Annotated in this window: 13 protein-coding genes; 10 read left to right on the top strand and 3 right to left on the bottom strand. The window is 46.6% G+C overall.

What is annotated here, in order from left to right:
* The 5 genes from SPEA_RS03090 (at window position 1) to SPEA_RS03075 (ending at window position 7,511) form a co-directional block, all read left to right on the top strand.
* Entirely contained in the window at window positions 1-3,216 is a 3,216-nt protein-coding gene (locus tag SPEA_RS03090) for a glycoside hydrolase family 2 TIM barrel-domain containing protein (protein ID WP_223296561.1), read from the top strand.
* On the top strand, window positions 3,213-3,401 hold the full coding sequence (locus tag SPEA_RS23495) for a beta-galactosidase small subunit-related protein (protein ID WP_223296597.1): 189 nt from the start codon (window positions 3,213-3,215) through the stop codon (window positions 3,399-3,401). The genes SPEA_RS03090 and SPEA_RS23495 overlap by 4 nt, the downstream gene beginning before the upstream one ends.
* A 144-nt stretch (window positions 3,402-3,545) precedes the next feature.
* Window positions 3,546-4,967, top strand: a complete 1,422-nt coding sequence (locus SPEA_RS03085; protein ID WP_012153844.1) for a solute:sodium symporter family transporter — start codon at window positions 3,546-3,548, stop codon at window positions 4,965-4,967.
* 321 nt (window positions 4,968-5,288) lie between these two features.
* A complete protein-coding gene (gene galK, locus SPEA_RS03080; protein ID WP_012153843.1) occupies window positions 5,289-6,443 on the top strand; it encodes a galactokinase in 1,155 nt (384 codons plus the stop codon).
* Between the two features lie 36 nt (window positions 6,444-6,479).
* Window positions 6,480-7,511 (top strand): aldose epimerase family protein, encoded by a 1,032-nt coding sequence (locus SPEA_RS03075; RefSeq protein ID WP_012153842.1) that lies wholly within the window; start codon window positions 6,480-6,482, stop codon window positions 7,509-7,511.
* 58 nt (window positions 7,512-7,569) lie between these two features.
* Here the strand turns inward: SPEA_RS03075 and SPEA_RS03070 are convergent, their stop codons facing one another.
* Window positions 7,570-7,983, bottom strand: coding sequence for a hypothetical protein (locus SPEA_RS03070; protein ID WP_012153841.1), 414 nt, complete (start codon window positions 7,981-7,983; stop codon window positions 7,570-7,572).
* Window positions 7,984-8,517: 534 nt separating this feature from the next.
* On the opposite strand from SPEA_RS03070, the gene SPEA_RS03065 reads away from it, so the two are divergent.
* Entirely contained in the window at window positions 8,518-9,249 is a 732-nt protein-coding gene (locus tag SPEA_RS03065; RefSeq protein ID WP_012153840.1) for a substrate-binding periplasmic protein, read from the top strand.
* A 118-nt stretch (window positions 9,250-9,367) separates the two neighbouring features.
* A protein-coding gene (locus tag SPEA_RS03055; RefSeq protein ID WP_086024290.1) for an IS3-like element ISSpe3 family transposase occupies window positions 9,368-10,596 on the top strand; the annotation gives its coding sequence in 2 pieces (ribosomal slippage) (window positions 9,368-9,719 and window positions 9,719-10,596; 1,230 coding nt in all).
* Between the two features lie 51 nt (window positions 10,597-10,647).
* On the opposite strand, the gene ssb is transcribed toward SPEA_RS03055, so the two are convergent.
* Entirely contained in the window at window positions 10,648-11,316 is a 669-nt protein-coding gene (gene ssb / locus SPEA_RS03050) for a single-stranded DNA-binding protein (RefSeq protein ID WP_012153837.1), read from the bottom strand.
* 33 nt (window positions 11,317-11,349) lie between these two features.
* On the bottom strand, window positions 11,350-12,717 hold the full coding sequence (locus SPEA_RS03045; RefSeq protein WP_012153836.1) for an MFS transporter: 1,368 nt from the start codon (window positions 12,715-12,717) through the stop codon (window positions 11,350-11,352).
* A 265-nt stretch (window positions 12,718-12,982) separates the two neighbouring features.
* Between SPEA_RS03045 and uvrA the strand changes: the two genes are divergently transcribed.
* The 3 genes from uvrA (at window position 12,983) to SPEA_RS03030 (ending at window position 17,210) form a co-directional block, all read left to right on the top strand.
* Window positions 12,983-15,826, top strand: coding sequence for an excinuclease ABC subunit UvrA (gene uvrA, locus SPEA_RS03040; protein ID WP_012153835.1), 2,844 nt, complete (start codon window positions 12,983-12,985; stop codon window positions 15,824-15,826).
* A gap of 56 nt (window positions 15,827-15,882) precedes the next feature.
* Window positions 15,883-16,179, top strand: a complete 297-nt coding sequence (locus tag SPEA_RS03035) for a hypothetical protein (RefSeq protein ID WP_223296596.1) — start codon at window positions 15,883-15,885, stop codon at window positions 16,177-16,179.
* 62 nt (window positions 16,180-16,241) lie between these two features.
* A complete protein-coding gene (locus SPEA_RS03030; RefSeq protein WP_012153833.1) occupies window positions 16,242-17,210 on the top strand; it encodes a M28 family peptidase in 969 nt (322 codons plus the stop codon).
* Window positions 17,211-17,365: the final 155 nt, after the last annotated feature.

Here is a 17,365-nt window from a genome sequence, read left to right as displayed (position 1 = left end):
ATGAATACCCGACAATTAACCAGCAAAAATGTAACCTCCTGCCGCCTTATCGCCAGTGTAGTTGCCCTTTTAGTCTGCCCTCTGAGCTTTGCTAGTGATGCGCCTCTAAGATGGCAGAACCACCAAATCTTCGAGCAGAACAAGCAGCCACCCCATGCGAGCTTCTTTGGCTATTCCAGCCAAGAAAAAGCCCTCACTGATGAGTATAGAGACAGTGAAAACTTCTTCGATCTTAACGGTCGCTGGCAGTTTCATTATGCGAACAATCCATCGAGCGCCCCAAAGGATTTTGCGCAAGTAGAGGCCAACCTTGCTGACTGGCAGAGCATTCAAGTTCCCGGCAATTGGGAAACACAAGGTTTTGGCCACGCCATCTATTTAGATGAGCGCTACCCATTTAGCACCACCTGGCCCGATGCCCCTGAAGATCACAACCCGACGGGTAGTTACCGCCGTGAGATAAATCTGCCGCAGAGTTGGCAAGACAAGCAGGTATTTCTGCACATTGGCGCCGCACGCTCGGCGCTGACCGCCTTCGTTAATGGCCAGGAGGTCGGTTATAGTCAGGGCGCTAAGACCCCTGCAGAATTTGATATTACCCCTTATCTAAATCAAGAACAGAATCTACTGGCCTTACAGATTATTCGCTGGAGTGATGCCAGTTATTTAGAAAGCCAAGACATGCTTAGGGTCAGTGGCATCGAGCGCGATGTCTATCTGTATGCTACTGAGAAACAGCGTATTAGCGATATCGACGCCCAATATCAGATGTCGGCAAACTTAGATAAGGCTGAAGTTGCACTTAAACTGAAGTTAGAAAACCATGCCAAAGCTAAAGATGTGAGCCTTAGCTATCGACTGCTATCGCCTCAAGGTGTAGAGGTTAGCCGCGGTGAACAGAAAATAGCTAAACTGGCAAAGCAAGATACACGGCAGTTCGATTTTCCTCTCAATTCTCCTATGCTTTGGAGCGCAGAAACTCCCAACCTCTATCAACTAATTGTCAGCCTTAACGATAACCAAGGTGAATTGCTACAAGCCAGTAGCCAACATTTGGGCTTTCGCCGAGTCGAGATTAACAATGGTCAACTACTGGTCAATAACAAGGCGATCACCATTCGTGGCGTCGACAGGCACGAAACCGATCCCGATACAGGCCACGTTGTCAGTCGAGCCAGTATGGAAACTGATATCCGCCTGATGAAGCAGAACAATATCAATGCGGTGCGCTCGAGCCATTATCCCAATGATCCTTACTGGCTGAGCCTCACCGATAAGTATGGTCTGTATGTAATTGATGAAGCCAATATCGAATCACATCCGCTAGCTATCGATAAAAATACCCAGCTTGGTAATGAGATGAGCTGGTTGCCAGCCCATCAAGCGCGAGTCGAACGTATGGTCGAGCGCGATAAGAATCACCCCTCTATCATCATCTGGTCTCTGGGCAACGAAGCCGGAGAAGGTAAACTCTTTGCCGCGCTCTATGATTGGATTAAGCAGCGCGACCCGAGTCGCCCTGTACAGTATGAGCCTGCCGGTCAACATGCTTATACCGATATCGTCGCCCCTATGTATCCGTCCATTGAGCGCATCGAAAAGTACGCCAAAGAGCATCAGGATAGGCCACTTATTATGATTGAGTACGCCCATGCCATGGGCAACTCGGTCGGTAATCTGCAAGATTACTGGGATGTCATCGAACAATACCCTCAGCTTCAAGGCGGCTTTATTTGGGACTGGGTCGACCAATCCCTCGCCTTTACCAATGAAAATGGTCAGCGCTATTGGGCCTACGGTAAAGACTATCATCCTGATATGCCTACCGATGGTAACTTTCTAAATAATGGTTTAGTGGATCCCGATAGAAACCCGCACCCACATCTATCTGAGGTGAAGAAGGTTTATCAGCCGCTCAAGCTAACTGAACTAACCCGAAACCAGCAAGATGTGACGTTTACCTTAAGCAACCGCTATGACTTTATCGACACCTTAGGGCTAAACCTAATATGGACATTGCAACAAGACGGACGTCCGGTTGCCGAAGGCTTGGTCGCGATGCCACAAGTAAAGGCGGATACAAGCCAAGTGCTCAACTTTACCTTGCCTGAGTCTGCGATTAAGACTATGCAGCAAAGCCCGCAATATGAGTATCAACTGCTATTAGAGGTCAAGGTCGATACCCCTCAGCCTATGTTACCAAGCGATCACCTAATAGCCTTCGAGCAATTCGCCCTGCAATCAGCTAAGCCTGTAACGGCAAAGACCATCGATGCGATAAAGGAGACCCGTGATAGCTGGATATTAGGGAAAAATAACGCCCAGTATCTGTTCAACAAAGACACAGGCTGGTTAACTGACATTCGAGTCGAAGGAGAGTCTCAACTCAAGAGCCCGTTAATAGCCAACTTTTGGCGCGCCCCTACCGATAACGACTTAGGTAACCAGATGCCTAAGTGGGCAGGTATGTGGCAAGACGCAGGGCAAGAACTTGAACTCGTCTCCATCACTCGCAGCAAAGGCCAGCATGCGGCGCTTAAGGTTACCCACCAGCACCCTAAGCTTGGCTTTACGCTTACCTCCTCTTATCGAGTGAGCGATCAGGCCAAACTGTTAGTCAGCAGTGACTTTACCCCTGGAGATGGTGAACTTGCCGATCTTCCCCGCTTCGGTTTTTCTGCAAGGCTCCCTTTCGAGGTGCGCTTTATGCACTACTTTGGCCGCGGCCCCGAAGAGACCTATACCGATAGAAAAACCGGCAATCCTGTTGCCTGGTATGCCCTGCCGATAGAGCAAACCTTCCATCGCTATTCACGCCCGCAGGAAACTGGGCAACGCACCGATGTACGCTATGTCGCCGTAACCAATAACAAGGGAGCAGGCCTACTTGCGCAAACCACCATGAACAGTGAAATGCTGCAAACGAGTCTGTGGCCATTTGCTCAAGCAGATATCGACTTTAGGGACGGCGATGCCGAAGGTTCAGCATCAGGGCTAGTACCAGTGACAGCGAACCATGGCGCCGAGATCCCAATCCGAGATTTTGTCACCTGGAATATCGATTACAAACAGATGGGCGTCGGCGGTGATACCTCATGGGGGCGTCCTGTACACGCACCCTATCGTATCGCACCAAAAGCGATGAGCTTCAGCTTTAGCCTAGAGCCCATTTCAGCTAACACAGATATAAAAAAGCAGGCTAGAGGCCTGCAATAGTTAACGCCCTAAGAAGGCGGGCAGCTATCGATTACAAACAGATGGGCGTCGGCGGTGATACCTCATGGGGGCGTCCTGTACACGCACCCTATCGTATCGCACCAAAAGCGATGAGCTTCAGCTTTAGCCTAGAGCCCATTTCAGCTAACACAGATATAAAAAAGCAGGCTAGAGGCCTGCAATAGTTAACGCCCTAAGAAGGCGGGCAGCATTAGATGATAACCAACTTAATGCTGCCTATAAATGGCAATATCTGCCGGCATCATAGCCATCGAGCAGATATGGCCGAACCAAGGATATAGAACTAAAAATAACGGTTAAGGATCAACATGGAACACACTATTCAACTGGTTATATTTTTTGGCCTAACCGCCTTGGTAGGTTTAATCACCTACCTAAAATGCCGCAAAGTCACCCGCGATAGCAGCGACAGCAAAGACTACTTTCTTGCCGGCGGAGGCTTAAGCTGGGTAGTAGTTGCTGGCTCATTGATGATGACTAACATCAGCGCCGAACAGATAGTGGGCATGAACGGCGCACAAACCTTGCTAGTCGCTTGGTGGGAGATCGCCGCGGCGGTGGGACTCATCATACTAGCAAAATGGCTGATCCCAATCTATTACAAGTATAACTGCACCACGACAACCGAACTGCTTGAGCGCAAGTATCAAGACAAGGGGATCCGCGCTATGGTGTCGGTGCTGTTTATGCTCGGCTACGCCTTCATTTTATTACCTGTAGTGCTATACACAGGCTCGTTATTTATGAAGTCTATGTTTGGCTTATCTATATCAGTAACCATGCTAGCGATCATTTTTGCCGTTGTCGGTGCCATCTATGCGATTTTTGGCGGTCTAAGAGCCATAGCCATCTCCGATAGCCTCAACGGTATTGGTTTGCTGCTCATGGGGATCGTGGTCTCCTATCTGGCACTCAACGCCGTCAATTGGGATCTGTCTGGCATCCCTATCGAACGTGTCACCTTGATTGGTGATACTCAGTCAGATATTCCTTGGCATACCCTATTAACCGGTATGATCTTCATTCAGATCTTCTACTGGGGCACCAACATGGTGATCACCCAAAGAGCCCTAGCAGCCAAGTCAGTTGAAGAGGCGCAAAAAGGCCTCTATGCAGCTGTAGTCATGAAGCTAATTATTCCTATTATCGTGGTATTACCAGGGCTTGTGGCCTACAAACTTTATGGTGATGTAGGTGATGTTGCATACGGCAAGCTGGTTGGTGATATTCTACCTAGCTGGCTGTCTGGCGCCTTTGCAGCTGTGATGGCAGGCGCAGTTTTAAGCTCATTTAACTCTTGCCTGAACTCAGCTGCAGCGCTTTATACCTGCGACATCCATCAAAACTATATCAATCCGAATGCTGATATTCGAAAAATTGGCACCCGAGTAGCCTTAGTCTTTACCCTTATTTCATTGTGCTTAGTGCCGGTATTTGCCCAATCGTCTAGTATCATCTCGCTGCTACAGCAGCTAAATGGTCTCTACTCTATGCCAGTACTCGCAGCCTTTATCTGCGCCCTAGTCTTTAAGGATGTTAACGCTAAAGCGATTAAGATTGGCCTAGTGTTTGGCGTGCTAATGTATGCGGTGTTTACCTTCGTATGGAGTCCGCTGCACTTTATCCACATGATGGCTATTACCTTGGCCGCCACCATATTTGTCACCCTCGCCCTGAGTAAATATGTATTCGGGCCACAGAGCATCAATAACCAACTCGTTAGCGACTAACCGCAAACTACTGCTCCAGTGCCCTATATCGGGTATTGGAGCTGGTATCAAGCTGTGATAGAAAAACTCAGTTACACAAGTTACAAAGTCATGATATAAAACATTAGATGGATCTTGAGCGATACAATATGACATGGGTTTAAAAAATCTATGTCATAAAACTAGGCCTCATTGCCGCTCAATAAATGTAAGCCATTACTATTAAATTTTAATGTTTGCCGCTGTTATTAAATTGGTCATCAGAATCAAACTCAGCTACCACTCAGTGTATTGCAATGCTTTTGTACTGAACGAACATATTAACATTCGGAAATTTTGATTATGTCCAATCCCGCTCTGCGAGCAAACAAACTGTTTGTGCAAACTTTTGGCACCCAAGCCGATGAGCTTTATTGTGCCCCTGGACGCGTTAACCTGATTGGTGAACATACCGATTACAACGATGGCTTTGTGCTACCCGCCGCCATCAACTTCTATACGGCTGTGGTTGTTAAACGCCGTGATGACTTGCGGTTTCGCGCCGTATCGGACGCCTTTCCCGGTGAAATTGAAGAGTGGGTTTTCGGTGAAGAAGGCCTACCCACAGCCAATCATTGGTCGAACTACCTTAAAGGCTTTACCGCAGCGATGGCCACGTCAGGCTTAGCGCCAAAAGGACTGGATGTCGCAGTTGTCAGTAATGTCCCTATGGGGGCAGGTCTGTCTTCTTCGGCCGCATTAGAGATAGCCTTCGGTACCGCCGTCAATGATTGCAGCCAGATTAAACTGTCACCACTTGCTATCGCTCAACTGGCTCAGCGCGGCGAAAACCAATTTGTCGGCTGCGCCTGCGGCATCATGGATCAGATGATCAGCGCTCTCGGTGAACAAGATCATGCACTGCTTATCGACTGCCTAGATCTCGACAGTGAAGCAATTAGTATTCCCGACAGCTTAAGCCTGATCATTATCAACTCGAATGTACAGCGTGGACTTGTTGAGTCGGAATATAACCTTCGCCGCGAACAGTGCGAGCAAGCTGCTGCTCATTTTGGCTTAGAGTCACTGCGCGACCTTGACCTTGCCACCTTAGAGGCGGGAAAGGCGGACTTAAGCGACAACTGCTACAAACGTGCTAAACATGTTGTCACTGAAAACAGACGCACCCAAAATGCGGCGTGGGCACTTGAGTCTGGTGACATAGCCAAAGTTAGCCTTTTAATGGCACAGTCTCATAGGTCGATGCGAGATGACTTTGAGATCACCACCACAGAAATCGACTACCTAGTTGAGATAATCTCGAATGTTATCGGTGAGCGCGGTGGCGTACGTATGACTGGCGGTGGCTTTGGCGGCTGCGTGGTCGCACTGGTCGATCATGCGTTAACCGATGCTGTAGTTGAAGTTGTAGAAAAACAGTATGCCGAAAAAACAGGCCTAGAAGCCGATATTTATCTCTGTACAGCTAGCGATGGTGCCAAGCGTATCGACGATTAGCTTAACGATTGATGTAACAATTAACAGGACTTAATTATGGTACGCATTCGCCCTCTCGAGCCTTGGACCGATCCACGTGGTGGACAAATAGAGCGACTGCTCATCGATAACGGTACAATAGCGATAGAAGTGTTAAGCCTTGGCGGGATCATCCGCTCTTTATGGGCACCGGATCGAGATGGTGAGCGTGCAAACTTAGTATTAGGCTGTGATAGCGCTGAAGATTATCTAGCCCAAGATGCCTACTTGGGCGCCATTGCTGGACGATACGCCAACCGTATTGCCAAGGGCCGTTTTAGTGTTGGTCAAACTCAGTACCAGCTCGATGTTAACCAGGCGATGAATTGTTTACATGGTGGCAGTGAAGGGTTCCATCGAAAAAATTGGCAACTAGGGCCACTACCCGATGGTGTGCGTCTCAGTCTAAAAAGCTTAGATCAAGACATGGGCTTTCCCGGTAACTGTAACGTGCAGTTAGATTATCGTCTAGTCGGCAATAATCTCTATGTAGAGATCTTAGCAAGCTCAGATAAACCTTGCCCGATTAGCCTGACTCAACACAGTTATTTTAATCTAGACTCCAGCAAGACAAGCCTCAACCACCAACTGCAGATCGATGCAAAACAATACCTCAGCATAGATGATAGCGGGATCCCCAAGTCTGTTTGTTCAACCAAGAGCAGTGACTTAGATCTTTCTATGCCGACAGAGTTACAGTCACTCATTGGGCGTGAAGAATTAACCGCAACCTCGGGAATCGATCATTGTTTCTTAATGCCTAACACAGAGTCAAAACTACAGCGATTTGGTCGTTTGAGCTCACCACTTAGCGGTCGTAGCATGACTTTATATACCAATCAGCCAAGCGTGCAGGTATATGGAGGTAATGGCTTAGAAGGGGTAATAGGTAAAAGCCAACAGGGATTAGGTCAATATCAGGGGGTGTGTTTAGAACCTCAACAGATCCCAGATGCGCCAAACCAGGCTCATATAGCTGGAGATGCGATGATTAATCCTGGCGAGGTTTACCATCATATCAGTCGCTATCAATTTGAAGTGGACGCCTAATACCAATTGGTATAGAACAAATAACAGCGCCTAGGCGCTGTTATTTAACTCTTATTGATTAATCATCGTAATCGTCTGACCAATCATCATCATAGTCATCGCCATCGGCTGACTCTAACTCTGGCTCATCATCTTCAGCAACGACTTTTGGCTTCTTAGGAGCGGCAGTTGCACTCTTAGGATTATTCGCCTCGACCCATCCTTGATGTTTAGCCATAAACTCTTCTCTTGCGGCAAACCAAGCTGCGCCACAAGTTTTTTCAACTTCGTTTATTCCCTGCTCATCGAGCTCATGCAAGTTAGGCTTAACGATATCTTCTGCATATTCGATAATTGCTTCACGAGTTGCGTTATAGAAGTAAACGCGACCAGCAGAAGCGTCAGGAAACTGTTTATCATGAATAAGAATGGTATTGCCGCGAGCGGTTCTCAGCTCACCGTACCAAACTGGTTTCTTTGTAGTCTTGTACATATATGTTAACGCCCTTAAATCAACACATACAAAATAAAATAAGAAGTAAATTGCGCTAACATTTACTTCCGTGTGCCCTGTATTTTGCTATCAGGAACAGACGCGGTATTTTTACAGATTTTTGCCGAATATCAAGAGCAGAAAATACAAAATTCCCCTCTCAAAGACGAAATTAATCACATAATTTATTCAGCTCTTATCGAATTTAGCTCAAAGCCGTCGTTATTCAAGTTTTTCGCTATTAATAAATACAAAAAACCCCAAAACACGCTGACAACCTCCACAACATCAACAATTTAACTAACAAGCAACAATAAAAGACAACAAGCCGTTTTCAACACGCAATCCTATTACTATAGGAATAGTTCCACATGACAGCTGAATGACAATTGCAAATATTAGGGAAAAAAAACATTCAGCCCTCCCCCGACCAACAGGATGGAGGAATCAAGAATAATTCTCATTTAAAGACCTTTTTTAAACCCAATTTGATAGACTAGTGCTAGCCTTTCTACCGTGATTAATAGGATTATTTTGAAGTCTAGATTACTCATACTGTTAACAGTGAGCTTTCCTTCAAGCGCCGAGCAAATCGTAGTGGCTTCTGACATATGGTGCCCTTACATTTGCAGCGACAATTCTGGTTATGTGGTTGAACTCACACAGCAAGCCTTCGCCACCGTGGATGTTGAGGTGAAATTTGAAACCATTCCTTTTCAAAGGGCATTAAAACTCACAAGCCAGCATAAGATCGATGCCGTTTTGGCTGTCACTAGTGAGCACATGCTCAATTTTGAACTTTATAATAATCACATTGTAATTGGTCAATACACCAATGACTTTTATACCGCTGTAGACTCAAGTTGGCAGTACTCCGACCTAGCAAGCTTAGATGATATGCTGATCGCCACCATCCTAGGCTATGATTACGGCCAATCATTAAATCAGTATCTAGAAACACGTCATCCCCAGATCCGCACATCGGGAGAGACGCCGCTCAAGAGTAATCTTTACCTAACCGCAAAACGTCGCGTAGACCTACTAGTCGGTAATCGATACGTTATCGATCATACTGCAAGGCAATTTGGCTATAGCGATGATATTCGTTATGCAGGCAGTGAAAATGAGATCACCCCGCTTTACGTGGGATTTGGTAATAATGACAAGGGGCGAAGTTACGCCACTAAGTTTGCTCAAGGCATTGAAAGCCTCAAACAAAATGGTGAATACCAGGCTATCCTCGACAAATACCAAATCACGTTTTAAGCCGCTATCGAGCAATCTGATTTAAATTTTTGGCAAAAAAAAGCTCCCTGAACAGGGAGCTTTTTCTTTATATGTAATGTCCCGTCCTGAGATAAGTTGACACATTGGAGACTTATCTATGAAACCTTCAGGTTCTATCAGCAATAAACGTACTCAGCGTGATTACACATTAGGCTTTAAATTAGCCGTCGTCAGCCAAGTAGAAAAAGGCGAGCTGACCTATAAGCAAGCTCAAGACCACTATGGTATCCAAGGAAGAAGTACCGTCCTTACATGGTTACGAAAGCATGGTAGATTAGACTGGTCCCAGCCTATTGAGCACTCTCCTATGTCTAAATCTAAAGAAACGCCAGCCCAGAAAATTAAGCGATTGGAGAAGCAAGTCTCTAATCTAGAAATGAAAAACATGATTTATGGCGATATGGTCGAGTTGCTTAAAAACGAATACGGCATCGATTTAGAAAAAAAGTACTTAGCCGAACGCTCTGGTTCGCCAAAGTAAAAGGCACCATAAAGTTAGCCACAGCGAGTCGGCAGTTCAACTTATCTAGACAAGCAATTTATCAATGGAAACAACGCAGAACGGCAAAAGCTGAAACGCTTAAACCTGTGATGAAGATGGTCATGTATTGGCGCCAGTTTATGCCTAGAGTGGGGACGCGCAAGCTCTACCAGCTCATCAAGCCACAACTGATAGAACAAGGGATAAAGCTCGGTAGAGATGGGTTATTTCAGTATTTGAAGCAACAAAATATGCTGGTAAAACCCAGAAAAAATTACACTAAAACGACCAATAGCCATCACTGGCTAAGAAAGTATCCCAACTTACTAAAAGACAGAGCGGTCAAGCGTGTTGAAGAGGTGCTCGTTAGCGATATCACCTACGTGAAATCAGATGAGGGGACGCACTATTTGTCTCTGGTAACAGATGCGTACTCAAGAAAGATAATGGGATATGAGTTAAGCCATGAAATGAAAGCTTGTGACGTGGTCAAAGCATTGAATATGACGATAAAGAATCGTCAGACAACAGGCGATGCCATTCACCACTCAGATAGAGGGATGCAGTACTGCTCAGCTGAGTACCAGGAGACGTTAGCGGCAAATGGTATTACTCCGTCCATGACAGATGGATATGACTGCTACCAAAATGCACTTGCAGAGCGGGTTAATGGGATTTTGAAGCACGAGTTTTTGCTTTATCGCTGCCGTACGATGAAGGAGCTCGATATGTTAATCAAAGAGTCGATAGAGACTTATAACCATTTAAGGCCGCATCTTAGTTTAGGGATGAAAACCCCTAATGAAGTACATAAAAAAGCCAGTCGGGAGTTCCAACTGGCTTAATAAAAACCGTCAACCTATTTTAGGACTAGACATAACAGTATTTACTGATCTCTAAAACGGAATATCGTCATCCCAGCCATCATCCAAATCTGGAGTGAAGTTCTGCTGTGGCTGCGGAGCTGGGCGCTGTTGTGGCGCTTGCTGCGGAGCAGGTGCAGATTGTGGCTTAGGAGCATAACCACCTTGCTGAGGCGCTTGCTGCTGTGGCTGTTGTTGCTGGTAGCCACCTTGTTGAGCAGGAGCTTGAGGCTTAGGCTGGTAGCTGTTTTGCTGCTGTGGCTGTGAATTAGAGCTGTAGCCACCTTGCTGCTGTTGTGACTGCTGACCACCATAGTTCTGGTTGCCACCTTGTGCTGGTGCGCCACCACTCTGGTTACGACTACCTAGCATCTGCATGCTGCCACCTTGATCGACAACCACTTCAGTGCTGTAACGATCTTGACCGCTTTGGTCTTTCCACTTACGAGTCTGTAGTTTGCCTTCTAGGTAAACTTGAGAGCCTTTACGTAAATATTCACCAGTGATTTCAGCCAACTTGCCGAACATCACAACACGGTGCCATTCAGTACGCTCTTGCTGCTGACCTTGTTGGTCTTTCCAAGACTCACTTGTCGCCACGGTAATATTGGCTACGGCATTGCCGTTAGGCATATAACGTACTTCAGGATCTTGTCCTAAATTACCGACCAAAATTACTTTATTGACACCACGACTAGCCATTGAAATCTCCTGGAACGTATATTAAATTTTTACCTAATCGACAGAGCGTAACACAGCTCTGGCTTCTCTCAAATCGAAATGGTCATCTACTTTTAAATAAGCCACTTTCTCTTCGAGTACAACGATAGCTTCTGACACGCCCGCTAATGCCGACAGCTCAGTCGCCATGCTTACTGCGCTCTGTTTGTCAGTCACATTTGCTTCTAATGTGTAACTCTTGAGTAGTACTGGATTTTTCATGCCAAAGGTCAATAAAAACCAGACACACATTAGACCTAATGCCACTGCAAATACACCCGATGCGCCCACGAGTTGATAGGCGCCGCCGCCTAATAAACCACCGCAAAATGCACCTAGAAATTGACTGGTCGAATAAACGCCCATTGCAGAGCCTTTGTCGCCGACGGGGCAAAACTTAGCGATCAAACTCGGTAATGAGGCTTCTAAGTAATTAAAGCCAGTAAAGAACAATACTACGGCAATGCTCAATATCACTAAATTATCGGCAAACATCGCCATAGAACCCAGTGCAGCCATCATGATGATAAGAGCCACTTGGAACATGCCTTTGGTATTATTGCGTTTAACTCCAATAATAATCAGCGGCACCATCAGAAAGAATGCCCCCATAAAGGCTGGGAAATAGAGCATCCAGTGCTTTTCTTTGGCTAAGCCCGCATCGACCAGATCTAGCGGTAGTGCCACAAATACCGCGGTTAGCACTAAGTGCAAGATGAAGATACCCGCATCGAGTCTAAACAGCTGTGGATCAAGCAGCATACGTTTAAGCTTTTCTGGCGCAGCCACTGTGTCGCCCTTCGGCGCATGAGAAATCGGGGTCGGTACTAACAGCTGTACTATCAACATCCCTAGTAATGCCAATCCGGCCGTCATAAAGAACAGCCCTGACAAACCCAAATGCTGCGCCACAATCGGACCTACTAGCAGGGAGAGTGCAAATGAAAAACCGATACACATGCCGATAATGGCCATCACCTTGGTACGCTGCTCATCACGGGTAAGGTCGGCTGCAAGTGCTAAAACGGCGGCGGCAATTGCGCCCATGCCTTGCAGTGCTCGTCCAGCCACGACGTCATAGATGGTTTCAGCATTCGCGGCGACTAAGCTACCTAAGGCAAAAATAAGCAGTCCGATGAGGATAATCGGCTTACGGCCAAACTTATCAGATAAGATCCCCATAGGGATCTGCAGAACCGCTTGCGTTAAGCCATATGCACCAATGGCGATGCCGACCCACAAAGGTGAGAAACCTTCGAGGTGTTGCCCGTAGAGTGCAAACACAGGCATGATCATAAACAAGCCCATCATGCGCAAGCCAAATACACTGGCTAAAGAAAATGCGACTTTTTTCTCAGTCTTGGATAGTCCTTGGTTGGCCATGCCCCGCCCTGATCTGTGAACTTGAAATAGGTCGCGGAGTTTATCACGAAGTTTTTCAATAGCCCAAAAGTAAAAGTGAAAGGTGTATATTTGAGCCACGTTTTAATTTACTTAGCCTCAAAGCTTCAATATCAAGGGCTTCAAGCACTAGCTCGATGCAAAATCTCAAGTTCCGCCTACAATTGATAGCCAGTTCTGTCTATTTCCGCAGGCAAATTTGTGAGATACTTAACCACTTTTTTCGGCTTTGAGATCTGAACGCTAGATGGAAAATATTGAAGTACGTGGTGCTCGTACCCACAATCTTAAAAACATCAACCTGACTATTCCTCGTGACAAACTTATCGTGATCACCGGACTGTCGGGTTCAGGCAAATCTTCTCTTGCATTTGACACCCTGTACGCTGAAGGACAACGACGCTACGTCGAGTCATTGTCGGCCTATGCTCGTCAATTCTTGAGCTTGATGGAAAAGCCTGATGTTGACCATATTGAGGGATTAAGCCCGGCTATTTCCATCGAGCAAAAGTCTACATCTCATAACCCACGCTCAACTGTGGGTACCATTACCGAAATCTACGATTATTTAAGACTGTTGTTTGCCCGTGTGGGCGAGCCTCGCTGCCCCACTCACGGTGAGCCTTTAGCTGCACAAACCGTAAGTCAGATGGTCGATAAGGTGCTCGATCTGCCAGAAGACAGTCGTCAAATGTTACTAGCACCAGTGGTGAATAACCGTAAGGGTGAGCACGTTAAGCTGTTAGAAAGCTTATCCGCCCAAGGTTATATCCGCGCCAGAATCGATGGAGAAGTGTGCGACTTAACCGACCCACCTGAGCTAGACCTTCACGTAAAACACACCATTGAAGTGGTTGTTGACCGCTTTAAAGTACGTGGTGATATTAAACAGCGTTTAGCAGAATCATTTGAAACCGCGCTCGAGTTGTCTGGCGGTATCGCTAAAATTGCCAGCATGGACCCAGCAGAAGGCAAAAGCAAAGTTGAAGAACAAGTGTTTTCGGCTAACTTTGCTTGCCCCGTATGTGGCTACTCGATGGCTGAGCTTGAGCCGCGTATTTTCTCCTTTAACAATCCAGCAGGAGCCTGCCAAACCTGTGATGGCCTTGGCGTGCAGCAATTTTTCGATCCTGAACGCGTGATAACCAATACTGAACTTTCATTAGCAGGTGGCGCGATTCGTGGCTGGGATAGACGTAACTTCTATTACTTCCAAATGCTGACCTCGCTTGCCGAACATTACAAGTTTGACATTGAGAAACCGTTTGAGCAGCTAAGCGATGATGTACGTAAAATCGTACTCTATGGCTCTGGCAATCAGAGCATCGCGTTTAAGTATATCAACGACCGCGGCGATGTGGTCGTAAGAAATCATCCCTTCGAAGGGATCTTAAACAACATGGACAGACGCTACCGCGAAACCGAGTCTAATGCGGTTCGTGATGAACTCACGAAGTTCATTAACACCCAGTCTTGTCAAAGCTGTGGTGGCTCTCGTCTACGTGAAGAAGCCCGTAACGTATTTATTGAAGACTTAAACTTGCCAGTACTGACCCAATGGTCAATCGGTGAGGCTGCACAATACTTTGAGAAGCTTGAGCTAACGGGGCAACGTGCCCAGATAGCCGATAAGATCTTAAAAGAGGTGCGCGATCGTTTAGGCTTCCTCGTTAACGTTGGCTTAAATTACTTAAGCCTTTCTCGCTCTGCCGACACCTTATCGGGCGGTGAAGCCCAGCGTATTCGACTTGCCAGCCAAATTGGCGCAGGTCTCGTGGGTGTGATGTATGTCCTCGATGAGCCGTCTATTGGTCTGCATCAGCGAGATAACGAGCGTTTACTGCAAACCCTTATTCATCTGCGCGACTTAGGTAACACAGTTATCGTAGTCGAACACGATGAAGATGCCATTCGCATGGCGGATCACGTTATCGACATCGGCCCTGGTGCAGGTGTTCACGGCGGTCAGGTCATAGGTGAAGGGACCTTGCAAGATCTTCTCGATTGCAAGGAGTCTATCACCGGTCAGTATCTGTCGGGCGAGAAGACAATTCACATCAAAACTGAGCGCACTCAATACGATGCAAACAAGCTGATTGAGCTATTTGGTGCATCGGGCAATAACCTTAAAGATGTCGACTTGCAAATTCCTGTAGGCTTATTCACCTGTATTACCGGTGTGTCTGGCTCAGGTAAGTCGACACTGATCAACGACACCTTCTACAAGATTGCTCATATACAGTTAAATGGTGCGACGGTTGATGAGCCTTCTCCTTACAAGAAAATTGTCGGCATGGATCATTGCGACAAAGTGGTCGATATAGATCAGAGCCCCATAGGCCGTACGCCGCGCTCTAACCCTGCCACTTATACAGGTATCTTCACTCCAATCCGTGAGCTGTTTGCTGCCACCCAAGAATCGCGAACTCGTGGCTATCAGCCTGGTCGTTTCTCGTTTAACGTTAAAGGCGGACGCTGTGAGGCTTGCCAAGGCGATGGTTTGATCAAGGTTGAGATGCACTTTCTACCCGATGTGTATGTGCCATGTGATAACTGTAAGGGACAGCGTTATAACCGTGAAACCTTGGATGTACGCTTTAAAGGCAAGAACATCCACGAAGTTCTGCAGATGACTGTTGAAGAAGCGAGACCTTTCTTCGATGCCATCCCTGCGATAGCCCGTAAACTTCAAACCTTGATGGATGTAGGCTTGTCGTATATTCGTCTAGGTCAAAGTGCGACTACCCTATCGGGTGGTGAAGCTCAGCGCGTTAAGCTTGCTAAGGAGTTGTCTAAGCGTGACACGGGTAAGACACTATATATTCTCGATGAACCAACGACGGGTCTGCACTTTGCTGATATCCAACTATTGCTGGACGTTTTACATCGGCTTAAATCTCACGGCAATACTATCGTGGTGATCGAGCATAACCTAGATGTAATAAAAACGGCTGATTGGATCATCGATCTTGGCCCAGAAGGTGGTTCTGGTGGCGGTACCATTTTAGTTGCGGGCACACCAGAAGAGGTCGCTGAGCATACCGAGTCTCATACCGCGCGCTTCTTAAAGCCGCTGTTAACTAAAGCATAAAGCCTGTTAACCAAACAATGCACTTTAGAAACCTTTTCTTAAGCACTAGCCTAGTGATGACACTAGGCTTGTTGCTTATTGCCGTGATAGATCCCCTCATTAGTAACGGAAAATCCCTCAAAGCTCGTGTCATTGATAGTAATGAGGACTCAAGTACCATCGCCCTGCCCGATGGCAGTATCGCTCGTGTGGCTGTCGGTCATCTTAAAGAGCAATCTCTGATTAAGGTTGCCGCTAAGAAGCGGCTGTTCTCTCGCTTACCTGTCTATGAGCTCAAGCAAACCTTGTCCCTGACACAAATGAAAGTGCAAACACAAACAAACATCAATGAAAAACAGTCGCTAATCAGATAGCTAGCGACTAACCTCTATACAAGACAAAAATCTGTAGTAGGTCACTCTCAAAGGCGAAATGGATGCGGCTTTTAACCTGTTTGATTGTAAGTTTAGTATTACTCACCTCCTGCGCCAGTCGCCCCCATTGCGATAAGCAGCCAAGGATTTCCTGGGCCGATATCAGTACCATTAGCGCCGATCTGCACACCCTAAGCTCTGTCAGTTTATCGGGACGCAAAACTGGTACAGAGGGCGCAGCGCTAACGAGAAAGTACCTGAGCCAACGTTTCGAACAGATAGGACTCCTCCCTTGGCAAGGCCAATATCAACACCCTTTTAGCTACCGCCGCTCATTCAGTGACAGAGTGGGAGTCAACATGATAGGCATAATTCCAGCAGAACAAGAAACAAACAAATGGCGGATAGTCATGGCCCACTACGATCATTTAGGGGGGAATGGTAATCGCTTTTATCCCGGCGCCGATGATAACGCCTCGGGAATAGCAGGCTTATTACAACTGGCACAACAAGCCAAAAGCCAAGGCAACAAGATCAACCTACTGTTTGTCGCCACAGATGCCGAAGAACCAGGGCTTTATGGCAGCTATGCCCTTGTAGATAAGCTTAAGTTAGCTAGTACCAACCCCAACCTCGCGCAGATAGAACTTGCCATCAATCTTGACATGATAGGTAGGCCAAGCCGTAACGGTGCCATCTACATTGAGGGAACAAGGCGCTTTGATTCATTCTCTGAGATGAGTAAGTCCCTTAGAAAGGGGAACAAAATCTGCATTCGAACCCAGCAACCTAAAACCTTCGATGGCTCAGTTATCTCTATCGACTTTCTTCGAGCTTCCGATCACTACCCCTTCCATCAAGCGGGTATACCTTGGCTATACTTTGGGGTGCCGATTCATAGCGACTATCACCAACAAACCGATACCCCAGACAAAATAGATATGTATTTTATCGCCGCTGTTAGCGAATCTGCCTACCAACTGCTTAAAATAGACAGTTTAGTACTCAATAGTCCTCACAAAATGCACTGATGAATCATTTTTTGACCACGCTAACTTATTATTTGGCCTACTATTTGCTTTGAAACATGATAAAACGCCAATATCAATTGGTATTACCAATTGTAAGCTGCTATACTAGTCGGCTTACTGATACGTTTTTCGGTGCGGGAAGTCGACACGGGGTT

It is taken from the genome of Shewanella pealeana ATCC 700345, from assembly GCF_000018285.1.
GTDB classification, from domain to species: Bacteria; Pseudomonadota; Gammaproteobacteria; order Enterobacterales; family Shewanellaceae; genus Shewanella; species Shewanella pealeana.
Note: the sequence above shows the minus strand (reverse complement) of the source record. Positions and strands in the feature narration are given on the sequence as shown.